The sequence below is a fragment of the Williamsia soli genome (assembly GCF_017377795.1).
Taxonomy (GTDB): Bacteria; Actinomycetota; Actinomycetes; order Mycobacteriales; family Mycobacteriaceae; genus Williamsia; species Williamsia soli.
Window position 1 is genome coordinate 135,437 of the sequence record NZ_JAFRDR010000007.1, and the last position, 17,455, is coordinate 152,891.

Consider the following 17,455-nt stretch of genomic DNA (forward strand, 5'->3'; position numbering starts at 1 on the left):
CCCCACCCGACGAGGTCGGATGGGGCCCTTTCGACGGGGCGGGCGGTGCGGTCACACGCCCCAGTTGTCGTCCGGCACAACGGCACCGGAGATATGCTTGACGCGGTCGGCGACCGGAGCGCCACTGCGGTCCTCGTCGCGGCCCTGCACGACGTTTCTGCCGAATCCTTCGACCATGGGCCGGCCGACATCACGTTTGAGCCACAGGCGCAGCAGGTGTCGACGACGCTCGGGCTCCGGGTAGTCCACGAACGACGTACGTGAGTGCAGCGCAGCGTAGTTGAGAAGCCACTGCACATCACCCGGTTGGAAATCCATGTCGATCGCGAGGCCAGGCTCCTGGGTGATCTCGTCGTACAGGTCGAGCAGTTCGATCTGTGCCTCTGTCAGGCGGGGGACCTCGGGATAGTCCTGTGCGGACTTGATGACCGAGCTCCCGGCGTAGGTGGAGAAGATCCCGTCGACGTAGCTCACGATCGGGCTGGTGTAGGTGTTGGCCGGCGCATCGTGGTCCTGCTTGTACCAGTCGAAGTGCCACTCCTCGAAGAGCAGCGGTGCGAGATCCGGTCGGCGGCGCAGGATCTCGTTGTAGATGGTGGTACCGCTGGCCAGGCTGCTTGCGCCACCCGACTTGGACCCGCGCAGGCACATCAGTGCCACCACGTCGGAGCTGTCCGAGTGGAAGGGGAGTCGATCCCGGATCCGCGACGGCAATGCCGCAGGATCTTCCATCGTCTTGTTGGAGGTGGCGACCACATGGTCGATCAGGTCGCCGACTTCGTTCTGCTTCATGGGAACCCCGAGGTGCAGACCCATGATGAAGAAGATGGCGCCGGCGACCTCATCGCCGTACTCCTCGGTGCGGAGGCCGCGAACCAGCACGAATCCGCGACCGGTATCCATTGCCGCGCCGAACTCTTCGAGCGCACCGGCGCATGCCGGCAATGGGTATTGCTCGGCGGTGACCGTTCGCAGGTCTGGGTCGGCGGCCACGAACTTGCGGCCTGCGGCCTCGAGTTCGACTCTCTCGGCATCGGACAGGCGGTAGATCCAGTCGTCTGTCTTGACGAGTTCGTCACCGCGCCAAGCGGTGGGTCCGGCGATTGGTTCCAGGGTTCTGGTCTTCATCTTGGGTTCCTTTTGTGTGGTGTCGCGAAAGAAACAGCCGCCTCAAATGGCAATACGGCATCGCATACTATGAGATGGTCCCAAGATTCTCGGGACCTGTCAATCGCACGCGAGCAGATGTTCGGCTCGTTGCGGGAGTTCGTCACCAGGGCCGCAATCTGCGGCGAAGATGCAGCAGGAGGTTGTCGTGAACTTTGGCCCGGATGTGGTTGTTACCGGAAAGAAGGTGGCGTGATGCAGATCCGCACGGTCCCGTTCTGGGCGATGACGGCGGTCTCCTTCGGTACCGGAGCGCTCGACGCCGCAACGTTTTTGGGGATGGATGAGGTCTTCGGTGCCAACATGACCGGCAACGTGATCCTCATCGCCATGTCGATCGCGGGAGAGGGATCGCACTCCTACCTCGGGCCGCTGATGGCACTCGGCGGATTCGCGACCGGATCCTGGCTGCTCGGTCTGATCGCCCGGCGTCACGCGAAGACCTCTCCCGTCGACCCACTCGTGGCACCGGTCTTCGCTTTCTGCGCCGCCGGGATGATCGCGGTCATGGTCGCGCTCATGGTTTTCCCGCTCGAGGGGTTCACACTGCACGCCGCGACGTTCTCTATCGGTGTGCTGATGGGTTGCCAGGCCATCGCGGCGCGCAGGGTGGGGGTGCCGGACATGTCGACGGTGGTGATCACGTCCACGCTGTCACTGTTGTTCGCCGAGGCGGGGACCTTCCGCGGTGGTGCCTCCAATCTCGCCACGTCGAGGAGAGCGGCGGCAGTGCTCTCGATGTTCCTAGGAGCGGTGTGCGGCGCGTTGCTCCTGAAGATCGCCCTGGTGGCGGCGCTCGCGGTGCCCAGCCTCATCCTGACCGCGGTGGCGGCGGTCTACGTGGTTCGTGCCGTACGGAACAGGCGCGGGCCGGTAGTTCAACCGGAGGTGGAGCCCGCACTGCGCTGATCCGCCGTCGGCAGGAATGCGGGAAGCGACACGTCGGTTGTCTCATACATGAGTGCTCCCATCACCGTCGACATCTGGTCCGACATCGCCTGCCCGTGGTGCTACATCGGTAAGAGGAAGTTCGAGGCCGGTCTGGCCGAGTTCGAAGGTCGTGACGACGTCGAGGTGACGTATCACAGCTACGAACTGTCCCCGGATACACCGGTGGACTTCGCCGGGACCTCGGTCGACTTCCTCGTCAAGCACAAGGGGATGCCCGCCGCGCAGGTGGAGCAGATGCTCGGACAGGTCACCGGTATCGCCGCCGAGGTCGGTCTCGACTACGACTTCGGCTCCGTGCTGCAGACCAAGACGCTCAAAGCTCACCAGGTGCTGCACTACGCGAAGTCGCAGGGGCTGCAACTGGAGTACGTCGAGCGGCTCTTCAAGGCGTACTTCGAGCAGGGCAAGCACGTTGGCCGCGACGAAGAACTCGCCGATCTGGCAGCCGAAGTGGGTCTTGATCGTGATGCCGTCCTGGCGGTTCTCGCCTCGGGCGAGTTCGCTGACGCCGTCAACGCAGACATCGATCAGGCCCGCGCCTACGGCATCTCCGGCGTTCCGTTCTTCGTGATCAACGGCAAGTACGGCGTCTCCGGTGCGCAGGCTCCGGAAGCGTTCACGGGCGTACTGGAGAAAGTTCGCGCCGAGGAGTCGAGCAATGCCTGAGCCGCTGACGCCGTTCGAGATGGTCGGCGATGCGGACGTCGGTATCTGCGTCGACGGAGTGTGCGCGCTGCCCGGTGCGGAGGTCGCGATCGGGGAGTCGGACCCAGAGGAAGTCCGCTAGCACTGCAACGATGCTTTGATCTATATCGATCGGGTAACCGAACCGCATGCAGACGTTTCTGCCGTACGCCGATTTCGCTCGTTCTGCGGCCGTCCTCGACGTGCCGCGGCTCGGCAAACAGCGGGTCGAAACCCTCCAGATCCTCCGTGCACTGGAACTGTTCGACTACGGCTGGGGCACCCATCCCGCCGTCCAGATGTGGCGGGGACACACTCCAGCGCTGGTCTGCTACGGATTGACCTTCGTCGCAGAGTGGACCCGCGCCGATCGCGCTGACACCACTGCGGACCAGATTGCAGAATTCGCGCCGGAAGTGGCTGGTCGTTCACAGGACGAACTGGTCGCAGAGGGTCTCATGCCGCCGTGGTGGGGCGACGACCGTCTGCACGCCAGCCATAGGTCGGCGCTCGTCCGCAAAGATCCTGACTTCTATCGGCCGATCTTCGGCGACGCCGACGGCGACGTCCCGTACTTTTGGCCCGATCCGCCCAGCGCACCGAGCGTGCTCCGCACCGGGCACGGCGTGGTGTGGGTGCTCCGGGCGGCCTCGTCCGAGCAATTCGCCGAGTTTCGGCGCAGGGGTCATGTCGGTTTCGGCACCGAATCGGGAATCTCCGTCGATGCCTCCTCCGGCGGGGACCTGCGCGCACTGCTCAAGAAGGCCGGGTCCGGACGCCGGCCTGGCAAAGACCTGCGGGTACTGGCCTCGTTCGTGTCCGATCTCGGCGTGGGTGATCAGGTTGCCGTTCCGGTGCCCGGAGAGAACCATCTCGAACTCGCAACGCTCACAAGCGACTACGAATTCGCTCAGGGCGGAAACACCCTGACGCCACATCGTCGGCTGGTGCGGTGGGAAGGACGACTCGACCGGAGCGACGTCGAACCCCCTGCGCTGCTGCAGAATCCGCGATCGTTGTTCCCGGTCAACATCGCGACCCCCCGATGATGTGCCCTTATTGCGAACAAAGCCGCAGGTCGGCTCCGCCACAACGACACATCATCGGGGTGCGGGGGATCAGCGGGGCGGCGACCAGCCGTAGGCTGCGGTCAGTGTTGCGCTTCCGACCGCATGGCAGTCGAGCGCTGCAATGAGTTCAGCAGGGCCGGCATCTGCCGACAGGGGCAGCCGCCCGACATCCACCGCATGGACCGCGAAGATGAACCGGCCGGGCAACCCGAGGATCGCCGGAGCCGGACCCACATAACGCTCCCGGCCCAGATGGTTACGCAATTGTCGTGCCACACTGGGCAGTCGTTCGCCCAAACCGTTACCGGCGTCGACCACCAGCGACGTCACACCGCCGCTGATGTCGGCCACGGCCCAGTGACACCGGCCGTCGAAATCGGTCGCGGTGACCGCGTACGACAGCGTTCCGAGCGGTGCACCGGTCCATTCCAGCGACGGCGAGACATCCAGCCCGCCACCGCCGAGAATGCCGCTGCGCTGCGCCGTGCGGAGCCGGCCGCCGTCGACAACCTCGTTCGAACGCAGCCGAAGTCGTGGCTGCGTTCGAACGGAGGTCGCCGGAGGGAGGAAATCGGTGGTCATGGCCGTGTCAGTAGATGTTCGACGGACGGATCATACCCTCGGCGAGGTCACCGAATCCTGGCGCCATGATGGCTCCGGGATTGACGAGAACCTCTTCGACGACCAGGGTTTCGGTGGTCAGCAACAGCGCCGCGATGGACGCCGCGCTCTGCAGGGCAGACCGGGTCACCTTCAGCGGATCGATGATCCCGTCGGTGAACATGTCGCCGTAGGTGTCGGTCACGGCGTTGAACCCGTGACCCTCCGGCAGTGTCGACACCCGCCGGACCGCCTCGTCGCCGTCGTAACCGGCATTGATCGCGATCCACCGTAGCGGTTCTTCCACTGCGCGACGGACGATCTCGCGACCTTCCGCCGCATCTCCGGTGAGTTCCAACAGATCCAGCGTCGGCTGCGCCTGGATGAGTGCGGTACCGCCGCCGGCGACGATGCCCTCCTCCATGGCGGCCCGGGTCGCCGAGAGGGAGTCCTCGACGCGGTGCTGCTTCTCTTTGAGCTCGACGCCCGTTGCGGCACCGACGTGGATCATCGCGACCCGGCCCGACAGCCGCGCGATGCGCAACTGAAGATTGTCCTGATCGTGCTCGTTCTCGGTGCGGGCGTGTTCCTGTTCGAGCTGATGGATCCGCGCCTTCACTTCCTCCACGTTGCCGCCGCCGTCGACCATGGTGGTCGAGTTCTCGGTCACGGTGATCTTCTTGGCCGTGCCGAGGTGCTCGAGGCGGACATCGGCCAACGCCAGCCCTGAATCGGAACTGACCACGCGGCCACCGAGTATCGCTGCGAAATCCTCCAATTCAGCCACGCGGCGATGTCCGAAGCCCGGTGCCCGGACGACCACCGACCGGAACGTGTCGTGCATGTTGTTCGTCACGAGCATGCTCAACGCCGGACCGTCCATGTTCTCGCACAGGATCAGCAGCGGTCGCTTGCTGCGCTGCACCTGCTCCAGGACGGGCATCAGGGTCTGGACGGTCGTGATCTTCTGATTGGTGAGCAGGACGTAGGCGTCCTCGAGCTGCGACTCCATCCGGTCCTTGTCGGTGACGAAGTACGGCGAGATGTACCCGTGGTCGAACTCGACACCGTCGACGTACGACAGCCCCAGCCCGAATTGCGGCCACTCCTCGACACTGACGACGCCGGTCACGCCCACGTGGGTCATGGCGGCGGCGATGATGTCACCGATGTCGGTGTCGTTGTTGGCCGAGAGCATGGCCACGTGGCGCAGCTGCTCTTCACCCGTCACCTCACGCGAACGTTGTTGGAGCAACGCCACGACAGCGTCCACCGCCTTCTCGATGCCCCGCTTGAGCTGCATCGGATTCGCGCCGTTCTCGACGGCACGGAGGCCTTCGCGAACCATGGCCTGGGCCAATACCGTTGCGGTGGTCGTGCCGTCGCCGGCGACCCCGTTCGTCTTGGTCGCCACCTCCTTGACCAACTGCGCGCCCATGTTGGCGTACGGGTCGCGGAGCTGGATCTCCTTGGCGATGGTGACACCATCATTCGTGATGGTCGGTGCCCCTGTGAGTTTCTCGAGTACCGCATTACGTCCCTTGGGCCCGAGGGTCACTTTCACCGCATCGGCGAGAGCGTTGACCCCCTCTTCCAATCGAGCCCGGGCGTCAGAACCGAAGCGCAAATCCTTTGCCATTGTGCACGCACCTTCTTGTGTAGATGAATTGGTAGAGCCGGGATGAAACGGGTTCTACGGAACCAAGATCGCCCTTCCGCGGACATTGCCCGCATCGAGATCGCTCAGGGCCGTCGCGAAGTCGGCCAGCGGATAGGTACTGGTGTGCAGGGACACCTTCCCTTGGGCCGCGAGCACCATGAGCTCGACCAGGTCGTTGTAGGAACCGACCAGGTTGCCGATGAAGTTGATCTCGGTCGAGATCACGTCGATGGTCGGGATGGAGAGCGTGCCGCCGTAGCCGATCACGTAATAATTGCCTGCGCGGCGGAGCATCCCGACTCCGTCTTCGATGGCGCCACCTTCACCGACGAAGTCGATGACGGCCTCGGCGCCGTTTCCGTCGGTGAGGTCGAGGACCTGCTGTACCTGGGTGCCGTCGGCCACCACGGTGTGGTGAGCGCCCAACTCCGAGGCCAACTTGAGGGCCGGCTCGGATCGGTCGACGACGATCATCCGGGCCGCCGACAGAGCCGCGAGCACCTGGACGCCGATGTGACCGAGCCCGCCGGCACCGATGACCACCGCAGTGTCGCCGGGACGCAGGAATCGGGCCGCCTTGGCCACCGCGTGATAGGCGGTCAGGCCGGCGTCGGCCAGTGCCGCGACATCGGCAGGCTTGAGTGACGAGTCGAGCTTGACCACGGCACGGGCGTTGGTCTTCAGGTACTCGGCGTAACCACCGTTGCTGTCGATGCCAGGAAAAGCCGATGCAACACAATGCACATCGTCTCCGGCTCGGCAGTACCGGCACAGTCCGCAGGTGGCCAGGGGATGCAGGATCACCGGATCGCCGGGTTTGACGGACGTGACCGCACTCCCCACTTCCTCGACCCATCCCGCGTTCTCATGCCCGATCGTGTAGGGCAGGGTCACACCGGACTTCTGCTCCCACTGACCTTCGATGATGTGCAGATCGGTGCGGCAGACGCCCGCACCGCCGATCTTGACCACGACATCCAGCGCACCGTCGGCGTGGGGATCGGGGACCTCCACGAGTTCGGGCTTGGTGTCGTAGGCGGACAGTTGCACCGCTCTCATGACTCTCTCCCATTCATGACTTACTCGTCAGGGTCGGCATTCCCAGGTCGGCGGATTCGAGATCGCCGATACCACTCCGGGTTCCGGGTGTGCTCTCATCGCCGTACCGGGTCTCCAGCAGGCCGCGGCAGAAGATGCCGTTGCCTTCGATGCTGACCCGGACGGACTTGGCGAACCGCAATCTCTTCGGGAGCCTGTCGGCGCTCATACGTTCGCCATCGTGTTCCACCATGACCAGGCTCATCTCGGTTACCGGCAGCCCGACGTCGCGCCGCCGCCGCATCAACGAGTCGGTTTCCAGCCCGGCGGGCAGGTCGCCGATCCGAAGTGACGTGTAGGCGTCGAACTCCACACCGTCGGTGGCCAGGCGCTTCGTCATCCGGTCCAGTGAGGCCAGATAGGCCTTGCGCTGGAACGTCTGTCGCAATTCCTCCAGTTCACCGATTGCTTCGATGGGGAACGAGCCGACAAACCCGGCTCGCGCGGCGACACCGCTGTTGATCTCGTCGGAGGCGAAGTGATCGTCCAACCGCACCCAAGTTCGCGACACCTCGGGCAGCGCGGCCACCGCATCGTAGGCGTCGGCAACCATCAGGTAAGCGAAGTTGGGAGCACAGAAGTACGTCGGCAATCGCAGTCTGATCGACACCTCCGCCCCCCGTTCACCGCGGTCGATCTCGACCGTGGTGACGAACTTCAGATCCGTGATCGGCTCATCGAGTTCGGGATCCTGGACGGTTCCGAGTGCTTCCCAGACTTTTTCTGCGACAACGTGATCCCGCGCGACCACCTCGCCGGGCCAGGTCACTGCAGTCATACCGTGACCGCCTCCGGGCTGCTGCCGACCGGCTTCTCCGCGGGGGCTTCTTCGTCGGACTGGATCTGCGCCTCGGCTGGGACGTCGAAGTCGTACAGCTTGGCGGCGTTCAGGCCCAGGATCTTCTTCTTGATCTGGGTGTTGAGGGTGCCGTACTCGTCCTGCATGTCCGCGGGGATCTGGAAGTCGACGAACTTCTCGATGAGCCAGGCCGGCTTCCAGATGGCGTAGTCGCTGGCAAACGTCAGGCGATCCTCGCCGACCCAGTACAGCAGTTCGCCGATGATCTGGGCGAAATACTTCGGGCGGGTATGGATGAACGGCATCGCGACCGCCAAACCGCCGTACACGTTCGGCTCCTGGGTGGCGATCCAGCAGAAGTCCTCCAGGCGCGGCAGGCCGACGTGCTCGACGATGAAGTTGAGGTCCGGGAACGCCGTGGCGACATCATCGACATCGGCGACGTCGAATGCGTCCCGGTTGAGCGGGTAGATGGTCGGACCCTTATGGATGTGGATGTTCTTGATACCGAGTTCCTGGGTTTTCTCCAGGTAGCGGTACGACCAGTCGTCGGTGAGCTTGTACCCCTTCGAATCGCCCTTCCACTCCGCGGTATAGAGCTTGACGCCCTTCAAATTCCACCGTGACGCCAGCTTCTCGAGATCCTCGAGACCGGCCTCGCCGTTCCGCGGGTCCCACGCGCCGTTGGTGATCAGCTTGTCGGGGTGCTTCTCGGCGAGGGCGCCGTTGCGCTCCGTGGTGTTGAAGCCCTCGATGTAGAAGTCGTTCAGGTAGGTGGGCTGAAAGATGCCCTTGTCGACATAGCCGACCTCGAACAGGTCGTGCATCAGGTCTTCTTCGGTGTAGCTACCGAACTTCTCGAGTGTCCACTTCTCCGACTCGGGGGAGAGGTTGGCGTGGTAGTCGTAGAAACACCCCGTGAACCCCTTGCCGTAGCGGTTCTTCTGATTGCGCGAACCGCCGTTCCAGAAGTGGATATGGCTGTCGACGATGTAGTAGCTTTCGCCGTCCTTGTTGTACATCGATTACTCCAATACTGGTGGGGTGCCGGAACGAAGAATGGGTGCCGGCGAGGGGTTGAGGGGGAGGGGTGCACGCGAGCAGGCATGGGTTCTGGTGACCAGAACCCATGCCCGCTCGGATCATTCGACGACTTTGAGATCGAAATCGATGAATTCGGCCGCGTCTTCCGGATTGGCGAACAGCATGGTCCGGTCATCGAAGTGGACCATCCGCCCGTAATGGGTGGACATGATCTCTTCGAAGTCGGACTGGTCGAAGTCGGCGCCGAGGGCGTCGGTGATCTCGTCGAAGTCGAAGGTGAGGACGTTCTTTCCGTCCACCCGGATCATCGACGGGAACTCGGCGATCTCGACGCCTTCCTTCTTGCTCATGATCTCGGCGACCACGTAGCCGTTCTGGTTGTTCATCAGGGTGACACCGCACATGTTGGACGATCCGATGTCGGCGCCAAATGTCATCTCGCTGCTCATGCGTCCAGCTCCTTCGATACGGGGATTTTGAGATCTTCGAGGACGGTCCGAAGGCCGGCCTTGGCGGTGTTGAACGAATCCTGGAACGGCACATGTCGCTCCTGCGGCTGCGACCAGATCGGCTGCAGATCCCGGGCTGCGGCCAGGCTCAGTGGAATCCATTTGTCCGACCACTGGCCCAGCAGCTCGCGGTTGGCCTCGCCGTGCTCTTCATCGCTGACGAGTAGACGCAGCAGGGTCCGGGTGTAGCCGAGATCGCGGTTGTAGTCGTGCTCACCGGATCCGACCAGCGACGGGGTGACGTAGTCGCCGTTGCGAGCCGCGATCTGCATCACCAGCAGCGACCGGAAGAGCACACCGACGAGTTGCTCGAAGATGATGTTGGTGGCGAACACCGCCTCGGCCCAATCGCCCTCGGCGGTCAGCAGTTCGACGTTCTCGCGCACGCCCTGCCAGACCGGGTCGCTGTGCCAGACCTCGCGGTGCACGGCACCGTCGAACCCCTCGATTGTGTCGGTCAGGTCCAGGTTGTAGAGCGCGAGGTCCTGGGCGAACCGCATCTTGTGGGCGCTGTTGACACAGATCGCGTTGTTGAGCATGTTCGTCGGTGCTGACCGTTGTGCGGCGGTGAAGACGTGCAGGCCTAGACCGTTCTCGGCGTGCATCCAGGCACCGAGGTTGCGCTGGATGAACGTCGCCCAGCTCGGAGTCCAGGACGCGTAGGCGTCGGAGAGCTTGGCGTTGGCCAGGTTCTGCTGTACCTGCCGAACAACGTTGGCGTTGTTGCGATAGATTGTCTGTTCCCACTCCTCATTGGGATCGCGGAACTGGTGCCAGTCAGACGATTTGAGCGCTGTCCAGTCCTTGGGGTAGCCGCCCGGACCGTCGGCGAAGCCGTAGATCCAGCCCTGCGAGAGGTGGCGCTCCGGGTCCGGTTGGACGTCGAAGGTCACGTCTTCGTAAGTGGTCGCCCGCATCTTGGCCGGCTTGAAGTAGTTGTAACTCCGGCTCTTCGAGCTGGGGAAGTCGAGAGCTCCCGCCTCGGCGTCGGTGAATTTGGGCTTGGGAAAACTGCGTACCGGTTGCCCGGTCGATTCTCCGGTATCGGGCTTGGGGGCTGCTGGGGCGCTCATCGGTGAACTCACTTTCGGTAGCTGACGGTCGGCTCAAGGGTTCTAACTGTCTTGCGGAACTGTGGTGGTGAACTTGTCGAAGTGGACCTGGTCGATCGGGACGCCGGCGCCGTCGAGCAATGCCATGGCGGCATCGACCATCGGGGGAGGGCCGCACAGATAGAACTCGGCTGCCTCCATGTCGGCTTCCCGGCGTTCGACGACCTCGGTGACGAAGCCGAAATCCCCTGCCACGCCCATGCTCTCCCAGTCCGCCGAGGTCTCTTCCGACAGGCACGGGACGAAACTGAAGTCGGGCAGCTGATTGCCGATCTCCTTGATCTCGTGGAGGTAGAAGAGGTCCTTGGCGGTTCGCGCACCGTAGTAGAAGTGCACCGGCCTGACCTTGGCGTTGCCCCCTGCCTCGAGTTCGGACAGATGGCGCAGCAGCGACAGGATCGGGGACATCCCGGCGCCACCGCCGATGCAGATGATGGGTCGTTCTGACGACTCTTTGATCGTGAAAGAGCCGTAGGGGCCGTTGAGTTCGAGTTCATGCCCGACCTCAATGCTCGTCTCCAGCAGACCGGAGAAGTGCCCGCCCGGATACTTCTTGATGATGAACTCGAGCCGCCCGGCCATCGTCGGGGTGGTGGCCATGGAGAATGATCGGTGATCTTCGGTGCCCGGGATCATCAGGTCCGCGTACTGACCGGGCTTGAACATGAACGTCGCCGGCTCGAGCAACTCGAGTTTGACCGAGACGATGTCATGGGTCAGGTCGTCCATCGCCACGATCATGGCCCGAAGATGCTGAAGGGGAACAGCATTGCGGAGCTCGTCCTCGTCGAAGTTGATGAGTTCGATCTCGCAGTCGGAGTACGCGTGCGTCTTACAGAGCAGGACGTATCCCTCTTCGCTCTCGTAGTCGGCGAGCGCGAAGGTGGAGTACCGGTCCATCTGGACGTCGCCGTCGAGCAGGAACGACTTGCACGCCGAACACTGGCCTTCGCGACAGCCGTGCATCAGTGAGACACCCTGGCGGAATGCGGCATCGAGGATCGTTTCGTCCTCATCGACTTCGATCTCGAGATCGACGGGTTCGAACCGAACGTTGTGGGTATCACCCATGGGTGGGGTTCCTTGCGCTGGGATGGGTTGACATGCAGGGGTGGAGCCCCGGGGGCAGCGTGGCGCGTGCGACCACACTGCCCCCGAGTCCTGGGTAGGCGCCCGGCACCGGCAGGGGCAGACCCGCCGGCGAGGGGATCAGACGCCTACGGTCTGTTTCGCCGGACGGCCGCCGGGGCCACCCGCCTTGTACTCGGCGATGTGGGCTTCGCGCTCGGCGTCGGACATCTCGTTCAGCGCCACATTGGGGCTGCCGAACTGGATGCCGCGTACGTCGTCGAGGGTCCACAACTTCTTGGGATCGTCGAGGTGCAGATGCGGCTGCGGGATGAGGGTCTTCCCGTCGTCGCGGACGTAGCCGAGATCCTTGATGATGTCGGCGAGGTCGCGGCCGTGGTGGAGGGTTTCCCACTCGCGGTCACCGGTGAGCCGGCCCATGTTCGGGGTCGGACGACCCTCGTACTCGGGACGGAACGCCTTGATGTCGGTCCAGGCGCAGGTCTCCGAGCAGTAGGTCCGCCACTGTCCGTCGACCTTCTCGGTGACCATGTCCTCACGGATGAGGGCAGGCACCATGCAGGTCCAGCAACGATGCGGGTACTGGTAGTTGGCCTCGGACTCGAAGGCGATGGGCTTGTTCTTGCCCGGGTACGCCATCCGGTTGTAGTTCTCCCACCACTTGCCGTACTTGTCGTACCAGCCCGGGTACTTGTACTCGAACCATTCGAAGTCCTCGTCGGTCATGGCGTCGATGCGCCAGTAGTTGACCGGCCAGCCGGTGGCGAAGAACTGGGCGACCTCGTGCACGTAGCCCTTGTTGACGATCCGGTTCCAGGACTCCTCGACCAGATCGTGCGGGATCTTCAGGCCGTACTTCTCGAGGGGGATGAGGTAGGAGCGGTAGTAGTCGTCGTAGATCCACCGGCGCCACATCTCGGCGTAGGAGTCGCGGTCCTTGCGACGGTCCTTGGTGCCGTACTCGATGAAGGTGCCGATCGCGGCGTCGACCACACAGTGGTTGTTCCACCATGCGTACCGCAGGTCGCGCTCGAGCAGCACCCGGTTGTCCTCGTCGGCCAGGGCCATCAGCAGGATCGAGTAGCCGTTCGAGATGTGCCGCGACTCGTCGGACTGGACCGAGTGGAACACCGTCGGCAGCAGGTAGTCGCCGTTGGCGGCCGCCTCCGAGGGCATCGCGACGAACAGGGTGTTGGTGAATGCGGTCTCGGCGACCACGGTCAGGTAGATGTTGGCCGCGGTGATCGCGTCACCGGTGATGAAACCCTCGCCGAATTGGCGACCGATGGTGCCGGCGTAGTTGTTGGCGAAAGCCTTCTCACTCATGTCGAACCCGGCGGGGTCGATGTAGTGATTCATGTAGAGGCGCTTGAGGTTCATCTGGATCGTCGAGTGGCGGACCTCGTCGATCATCTGCACGGCCAGCCCGTTGTGGATCTCGGGGTTGGGCACTGCGTCGATGGCCATCGGCATCGCCCGCGCCGCGGAAATCTCCGGGAAGGGGATGATCGAGAGGAACAGCTTCTGCCATTCCATCCAGCGCTGCTCCACCTGGCGGAACATGTTGCCTCGAATGGCACCGTCCATCGCTCCGAAGACGCGGTTGTCCTTCTCCTCCTCCATCGGGAAGTAGGACCGCAGGATCTGCTTGAGCGGATCCTTCTTGGGGGCCTTGTCGAAGGTGTAGTCGGTGCCGAACCTGGTGGCCGGCGTCGCAAAAGTCGGCTCCCAGGACAGTTCAGTGATCTTCTTGTGTGCCTTGCTCAGACTCTGTCTGCTCAACGCGATCCTCCTCGTTCAAGCACGCGGGCTGTCGGTGGAGGGAGTTGTCAGCTCCCTGTGATCGATGACACACCGGCTAGGATGGCAAGGCCGTCTCATTGTGAGACTCGTCTCATTTAGAGACGCTTCTACTATCGGCAGTAGGCCGAATGGCGTGGTTCGGTCCCGGAGGTGAGCGTCGGAAACATGACTGATTTCTCGAAACGGCAACAGGCCCGTGAGAAGTTCCTGGCTGCGCCGGGAGCAGGCGAACTACCGGTACGGGCCGCGGTACTCGATTCGTGGCGTCGCTCGGAGGCCCTCCACATCCACGTAGACCGCGTGGAGTTGCCATTTGTCCGGGAACCGGACCTCGACACCCCGCTCATGAACGCCGCGCAACCCGTTCTGCGCTCCATCGCCGAAGACATGTCCACGCAACCGGTGAGCGTCATCCTCACCTCCGCGGAGGGCCTAATCCTCGACCGATTCTCCTCGGACGCCGGTATCAACCGCACCCTCGACGACGTCAAACTCGCCCGCGGCTACAGCTACGCCGAACAGTTCGTCGGGACCAACGGCATCGGAACCGCCATCGAGACGCGGCAGCCGACCTACATACTCGGCAGCGAGCACTATGTCGGCGAGTTGGGGACGCTCGCCTGCGCAGGTGTGCCCATCCGGCATCCCGGATCCGGCACGCTGCTCGGGGTCCTGGACATGACCTGTCGCGCCGAACACGCAAATCCGCTCCTGCTGTCGCTGGCGAAGTCGGCGAGCAGGCAGATCGAGAGCCAACTTCTCAGCCAGGCCAACGAGCGGGAGACCGCGCTGCTGACGACGTACCTCGCGACCGCGCGTCGTTACAGTCGCGGTGTGCTCGCCGTTGCCGGGGAGATGGTGTTGATGAACGCACACCTTCGGCGCAATCTCGATGCCCGCGATCAGACCGCGTTGCTCGAACACGCCCTGGACATGCAGTCGGTGTCGCACACGCGAACGCTGGTCGTGCAACTGCCGAGCGGCCGCAGTGCGCGGGTGAGTGTGGCCGATCGAAATGAAATCCGCTCGGGTGCAATCAATATCGTCTTTCACGTGTCCGTCGAAGATTTCCCGGATGCCGCCACGCTGCCGGCACCGGCGCGGGTCGAGAGTGAGGCCCTTCCTGTCGGGCTCGTAGGTAACAGCGCATCCTTGCGTCGCAGCTACAGTCAGGTCCGACGCTGTTATGCCGATCGGCACTGGGTGCTGGTGGAAGGCGAGTCGGGGACCGGTCGTGGTGCGCTCATCACGGCCGCCGCCCACAAGGCCGCTCCTGCAAACCATCTGCTCACACTCGGCATCCGTGATTTCGGCGACCACGAACGGTTTCTCGACCTCCTGTCACAGGAGTTGGAGTCGAGCGACGCGTTCAATGTACTGCTGACCGACATCGACAGGCTGCCGGCGCAACTGGTCGATCCGGTGGCATTGCTGCTGCAGTCGGTGGAAGGTACCGGCTGGGTCGCGGCCACCATGAACGGGAACACCGAGCGGCCCGAGATCGACGCGACCCTGCTGCCGTTCTTCTCGCACACGGTGACATTGCAGGCCCTGCGGCATCGCAGCGAGGACATCGGCGAATTGATCCCGTATCTGATCGACCAGATACATCCCGGGTCGACGGCGCGGCTGACCCCCGCGGCGGTTCGGGCTCTGAGCAAACACCCGTGGCCCGGCAATGTCGCTCAGTTGCGTCGAATCCTGACCGAGACGTTGACGCTCCGTCGCGGCGGTGTGATCGACGTCGACCACCTACCGGCGGAGTGCCGGACGACGATCCGCCGTACGTTGTCGCAGATCGAATCGCTCGAACGCGACGCGATCGTGCGCAGTCTCATCGACAACAATGGCAATAAAGCCGATGCCGCTGCGGCGCTGGGTTTGTCGCGTGCGACGATCTATCGCAAGATCAAGGAATTCGGGATCCACTGACCCGCGCCGCCGCCGGGCGTGTCAAAGCAACCACCGGTGGACGGTCAGTTCGGAACGGTCGACGGGGTCCGGACGACGGTGAACGTGATGCTGGACCGTAAGACGAAGCCGAGGTGTTTGTAGAGCTCGATGGCATTGGTGTTGGTCGCGGCGGCGTGGAGGAAGGGGGTCTCGCCGCGGGCGTAGATGCCATCGGCAACCGCGAGCACCAACCGTGTGGCAAGCCCTTGCCCGCGGAACTCGGCATCGGTGCACACCGCGCTGATCTCGGTCCAGCCGGGCGGGTGCAGCCGCTCGCCTGCCATCGCGATCAGCTTTCCCTCCCGTCGAACGCCGAGATAGGTTCCCAGTCGGTAGGTTTCGGGAAGAAAAGGACCGGGCTCGGTGCGGGCGATGAGGGCGAGCATGTCCTCTACGTCGTCGGCGCCGAGTCGGATCGCCTCATCGAAGGGCCTGGGCTTCACGGCGTCGGTGGCGATCATCTGCACACCGGGACCACTGACGACCACCAGCCATCCTTCGGGGAGGCTCGCGACGTCACGGGGGACTGCGACTTCCTGGCTCGGCCCTACGAGCTGGGCGAGTTCGGTCCAGGTGCGCGGATCGTCGATGTCGTTGATGCCGACGAACGGTGCGATCGTGGGGAGGTAGCGGCGTGCACGGTCGGTACCTTCGGTCAGGTGGGCGTGCGCCCCGGTCATGCTCGCCCAGATGGCGTTCTCGAGTACTGCGTTGTCGGGCAGTGCTTGTGCGGTCATCGGTCGGCCCACTCCTTGGCGATCAGTTCGTACGAGCGCACGCGTGCTTCGTGGTCGTGGGTGATGGTCGTGATCGAGATCTCGGACGCGCCGGTCGCATCGCGTAGCTGTTCGAGTTTGTCGGCAACCGTCTTCGGAGATCCGACGAATTGGGTGAGCACGCGGTCTCGGACCAGTTCGCGGTCTTCGTTGGTCCATTCCAGGGCCGCGGCCTCGGCGGGGGTCGGAAACGGGATGGCGCCCTCGCCGCGCCGGATGCTCCGCACCCAGGGTGCGTAACCGCTGGCGAGTTCCGTTGCCTCCTCGTCGGTTTCGGCGATGACCGCGTCGACCGACACCGCGACATACGGTTCGGGCACGTCCGTCGAGGGCTTGAAGGCGGCGCGGTACGCGTCGACGGCGTCGATGACGGTGCTGGGACTGTGGTGATAGCTGGCCACGAACCGCAGACCCTTCGTGCCTGCCACGGTGGCGCTGGATCCGCCGGAAGCGCCGAGGATCCACACCTGGACGTCCGCCCCTTCGCCGGGCGCCGCGTGGGCGGGCAGTCCTTCAGGGCTCACATAGCTCCCGTCGAGCAGAGCGAGGACAGTGGAGATCTGGTCGTCGTAGCTCGGCGCGTATGCACCGGGTTGCTGCAGGAGATTCAGCAGATGTGCGACGGCGTCACTGGAGAACGCGGAAGAGATGTCGAACTGCTTGGGCAGCAGCAGACCATTCGGGGTGTAGCTGTCCTCGTCATGGGCCGAGCCGCCGCGAGAGGCGAGATAGCCCTTTCTGGCGCCCTCGGTCACGGACTCCTCGCCGGAATCGACCTTCGGCTCCGGCCGCGAGATCGACCGCCCGATACCGAGATCGAGGCGCCCGGGGTAGAGCGAATTGATGAGTCCGAACTCCTCGACCGTCGCCAGCGGGGAACGGTGACCGAATTGCACGCCGGCCGAACCCAATCGGATGGACGATGTCGACCCGGCGACCAGGGCGATCTCCACCGCGGGCGACGAACCGATGACGCCGGGGTTCAGATGATGTTCGGCGAACCAGTAGCGGGCGTACCCAAAACGCTCGGCCTGTTGCGCGAGGTCGATGGTGTTCCGCAAGGCGGTGGCGTTGTCGGAGCCGCTCGAGCGCGGCAGTAGATCGAGGACGGACAGCGGAATGGGTCCCATGGGGAGTCTC

General features: G+C 63.8%; 17 protein-coding genes. 5 read left to right on the plus strand and 12 right to left on the minus strand.

Features of this window, described 5'->3' with window-relative positions; translation table 11 throughout:
- Positions 1–51: 51 nt before the first annotated feature.
- Entirely contained in the window at positions 52–1,128 is a 1,077-nt protein-coding gene (locus J3S28_RS18955) for a TauD/TfdA family dioxygenase (RefSeq protein WP_207842292.1), read from the minus strand.
- Positions 1,129–1,362: 234 nt separating this feature from the next.
- Here J3S28_RS18955 and J3S28_RS18960 point away from each other — a divergent pair, with 234 nt between their 5' ends.
- The 4 genes from J3S28_RS18960 to J3S28_RS18970 are packed head-to-tail and all read left to right on the plus strand — an operon-like array spanning position 1,363 to position 3,851.
- Complete coding sequence (locus J3S28_RS18960) at positions 1,363–2,076, plus strand: YoaK family protein (protein WP_207842293.1); 714 nt, start codon at positions 1,363–1,365, stop codon at positions 2,074–2,076.
- A 48-nt stretch (positions 2,077–2,124) separates the two neighbouring features.
- A complete protein-coding gene (locus J3S28_RS18965) occupies positions 2,125–2,784 on the plus strand; it encodes a DsbA family oxidoreductase (RefSeq protein ID WP_207842294.1) in 660 nt (219 codons plus the stop codon).
- On the plus strand, positions 2,777–2,905 hold the full coding sequence (locus J3S28_RS28615; RefSeq protein ID WP_272874217.1) for a hypothetical protein: 129 nt from the start codon (positions 2,777–2,779) through the stop codon (positions 2,903–2,905). Before J3S28_RS18965 ends, J3S28_RS28615 begins: the two co-directional genes overlap by 8 nt.
- A 46-nt stretch (positions 2,906–2,951) precedes the next feature.
- Complete coding sequence (locus J3S28_RS18970; RefSeq protein ID WP_207842295.1) at positions 2,952–3,851, plus strand: MSMEG_6728 family protein; 900 nt, start codon at positions 2,952–2,954, stop codon at positions 3,849–3,851.
- 69 nt (positions 3,852–3,920) lie between these two features.
- On the opposite strand, the gene J3S28_RS18975 is transcribed toward J3S28_RS18970, so the two are convergent.
- The 9 genes from J3S28_RS18975 to J3S28_RS19015 form a co-directional block, all read right to left on the minus strand.
- Complete coding sequence (locus J3S28_RS18975) at positions 3,921–4,454, minus strand: YbhB/YbcL family Raf kinase inhibitor-like protein (RefSeq protein WP_207842296.1); 534 nt, start codon at positions 4,452–4,454, stop codon at positions 3,921–3,923.
- 7 nt (positions 4,455–4,461) lie between these two features.
- Positions 4,462–6,111 (minus strand): chaperonin GroEL, encoded by a 1,650-nt coding sequence (groL, locus tag J3S28_RS18980; protein ID WP_207842297.1) that lies wholly within the window; start codon positions 6,109–6,111, stop codon positions 4,462–4,464.
- Between the two features lie 54 nt (positions 6,112–6,165).
- Positions 6,166–7,191, minus strand: a complete 1,026-nt coding sequence (locus J3S28_RS18985) for an NAD(P)-dependent alcohol dehydrogenase (protein ID WP_207842298.1) — start codon at positions 7,189–7,191, stop codon at positions 6,166–6,168.
- 13 nt (positions 7,192–7,204) lie between these two features.
- A complete protein-coding gene (locus J3S28_RS18990; RefSeq protein WP_207842299.1) occupies positions 7,205–8,008 on the minus strand; it encodes an iron-sulfur cluster assembly protein in 804 nt (267 codons plus the stop codon).
- Entirely contained in the window at positions 8,005–9,051 is a 1,047-nt protein-coding gene (locus J3S28_RS18995) for an amidohydrolase family protein (RefSeq protein ID WP_207842300.1), read from the minus strand. Before J3S28_RS18995 ends, J3S28_RS18990 begins: the two co-directional genes overlap by 4 nt.
- 120 nt (positions 9,052–9,171) lie before the next feature.
- On the minus strand, positions 9,172–9,522 hold the full coding sequence (gene mimD, locus J3S28_RS19000) for a propane 2-monooxygenase effector subunit MimD (protein WP_237341786.1): 351 nt from the start codon (positions 9,520–9,522) through the stop codon (positions 9,172–9,174).
- On the minus strand, positions 9,519–10,655 hold the full coding sequence (locus tag J3S28_RS19005) for an aromatic/alkene monooxygenase hydroxylase subunit beta (RefSeq protein ID WP_207842301.1): 1,137 nt from the start codon (positions 10,653–10,655) through the stop codon (positions 9,519–9,521). The genes mimD and J3S28_RS19005 overlap by 4 nt, the downstream gene beginning before the upstream one ends.
- Positions 10,656–10,697: 42 nt before the next feature.
- Positions 10,698–11,765 carry a 2Fe-2S iron-sulfur cluster-binding protein gene (locus J3S28_RS19010; protein ID WP_207842302.1) on the minus strand — a complete coding sequence of 356 codons (1,068 nt, stop codon included), beginning with the start codon at positions 11,763–11,765 and terminating at the stop codon, positions 10,698–10,700.
- 138 nt (positions 11,766–11,903) lie between these two features.
- Entirely contained in the window at positions 11,904–13,565 is a 1,662-nt protein-coding gene (locus tag J3S28_RS19015; protein ID WP_084895196.1) for a ferritin family protein, read from the minus strand.
- 186 nt (positions 13,566–13,751) lie between these two features.
- Between J3S28_RS19015 and J3S28_RS19020 the strand changes: the two genes are divergently transcribed.
- Positions 13,752–15,518, plus strand: coding sequence for a sigma-54-dependent Fis family transcriptional regulator (locus tag J3S28_RS19020; protein ID WP_207842303.1), 1,767 nt, complete (start codon positions 13,752–13,754; stop codon positions 15,516–15,518).
- Between the two features lie 44 nt (positions 15,519–15,562).
- Here J3S28_RS19020 and J3S28_RS19025 read toward each other — a convergent pair whose 3' ends face one another.
- Together J3S28_RS19025 and J3S28_RS19030 are read right to left on the minus strand one after the other, a co-directional pair.
- Positions 15,563–16,276 carry a GNAT family N-acetyltransferase gene (locus J3S28_RS19025; RefSeq protein WP_207842304.1) on the minus strand — a complete coding sequence of 238 codons (714 nt, stop codon included), beginning with the start codon at positions 16,274–16,276 and terminating at the stop codon, positions 15,563–15,565.
- Positions 16,273–17,445, minus strand: a complete 1,173-nt coding sequence (locus tag J3S28_RS19030) for an LLM class flavin-dependent oxidoreductase (RefSeq protein ID WP_207842305.1) — start codon at positions 17,443–17,445, stop codon at positions 16,273–16,275. Before J3S28_RS19030 ends, J3S28_RS19025 begins: the two co-directional genes overlap by 4 nt.
- Positions 17,446–17,455: the final 10 nt, after the last annotated feature.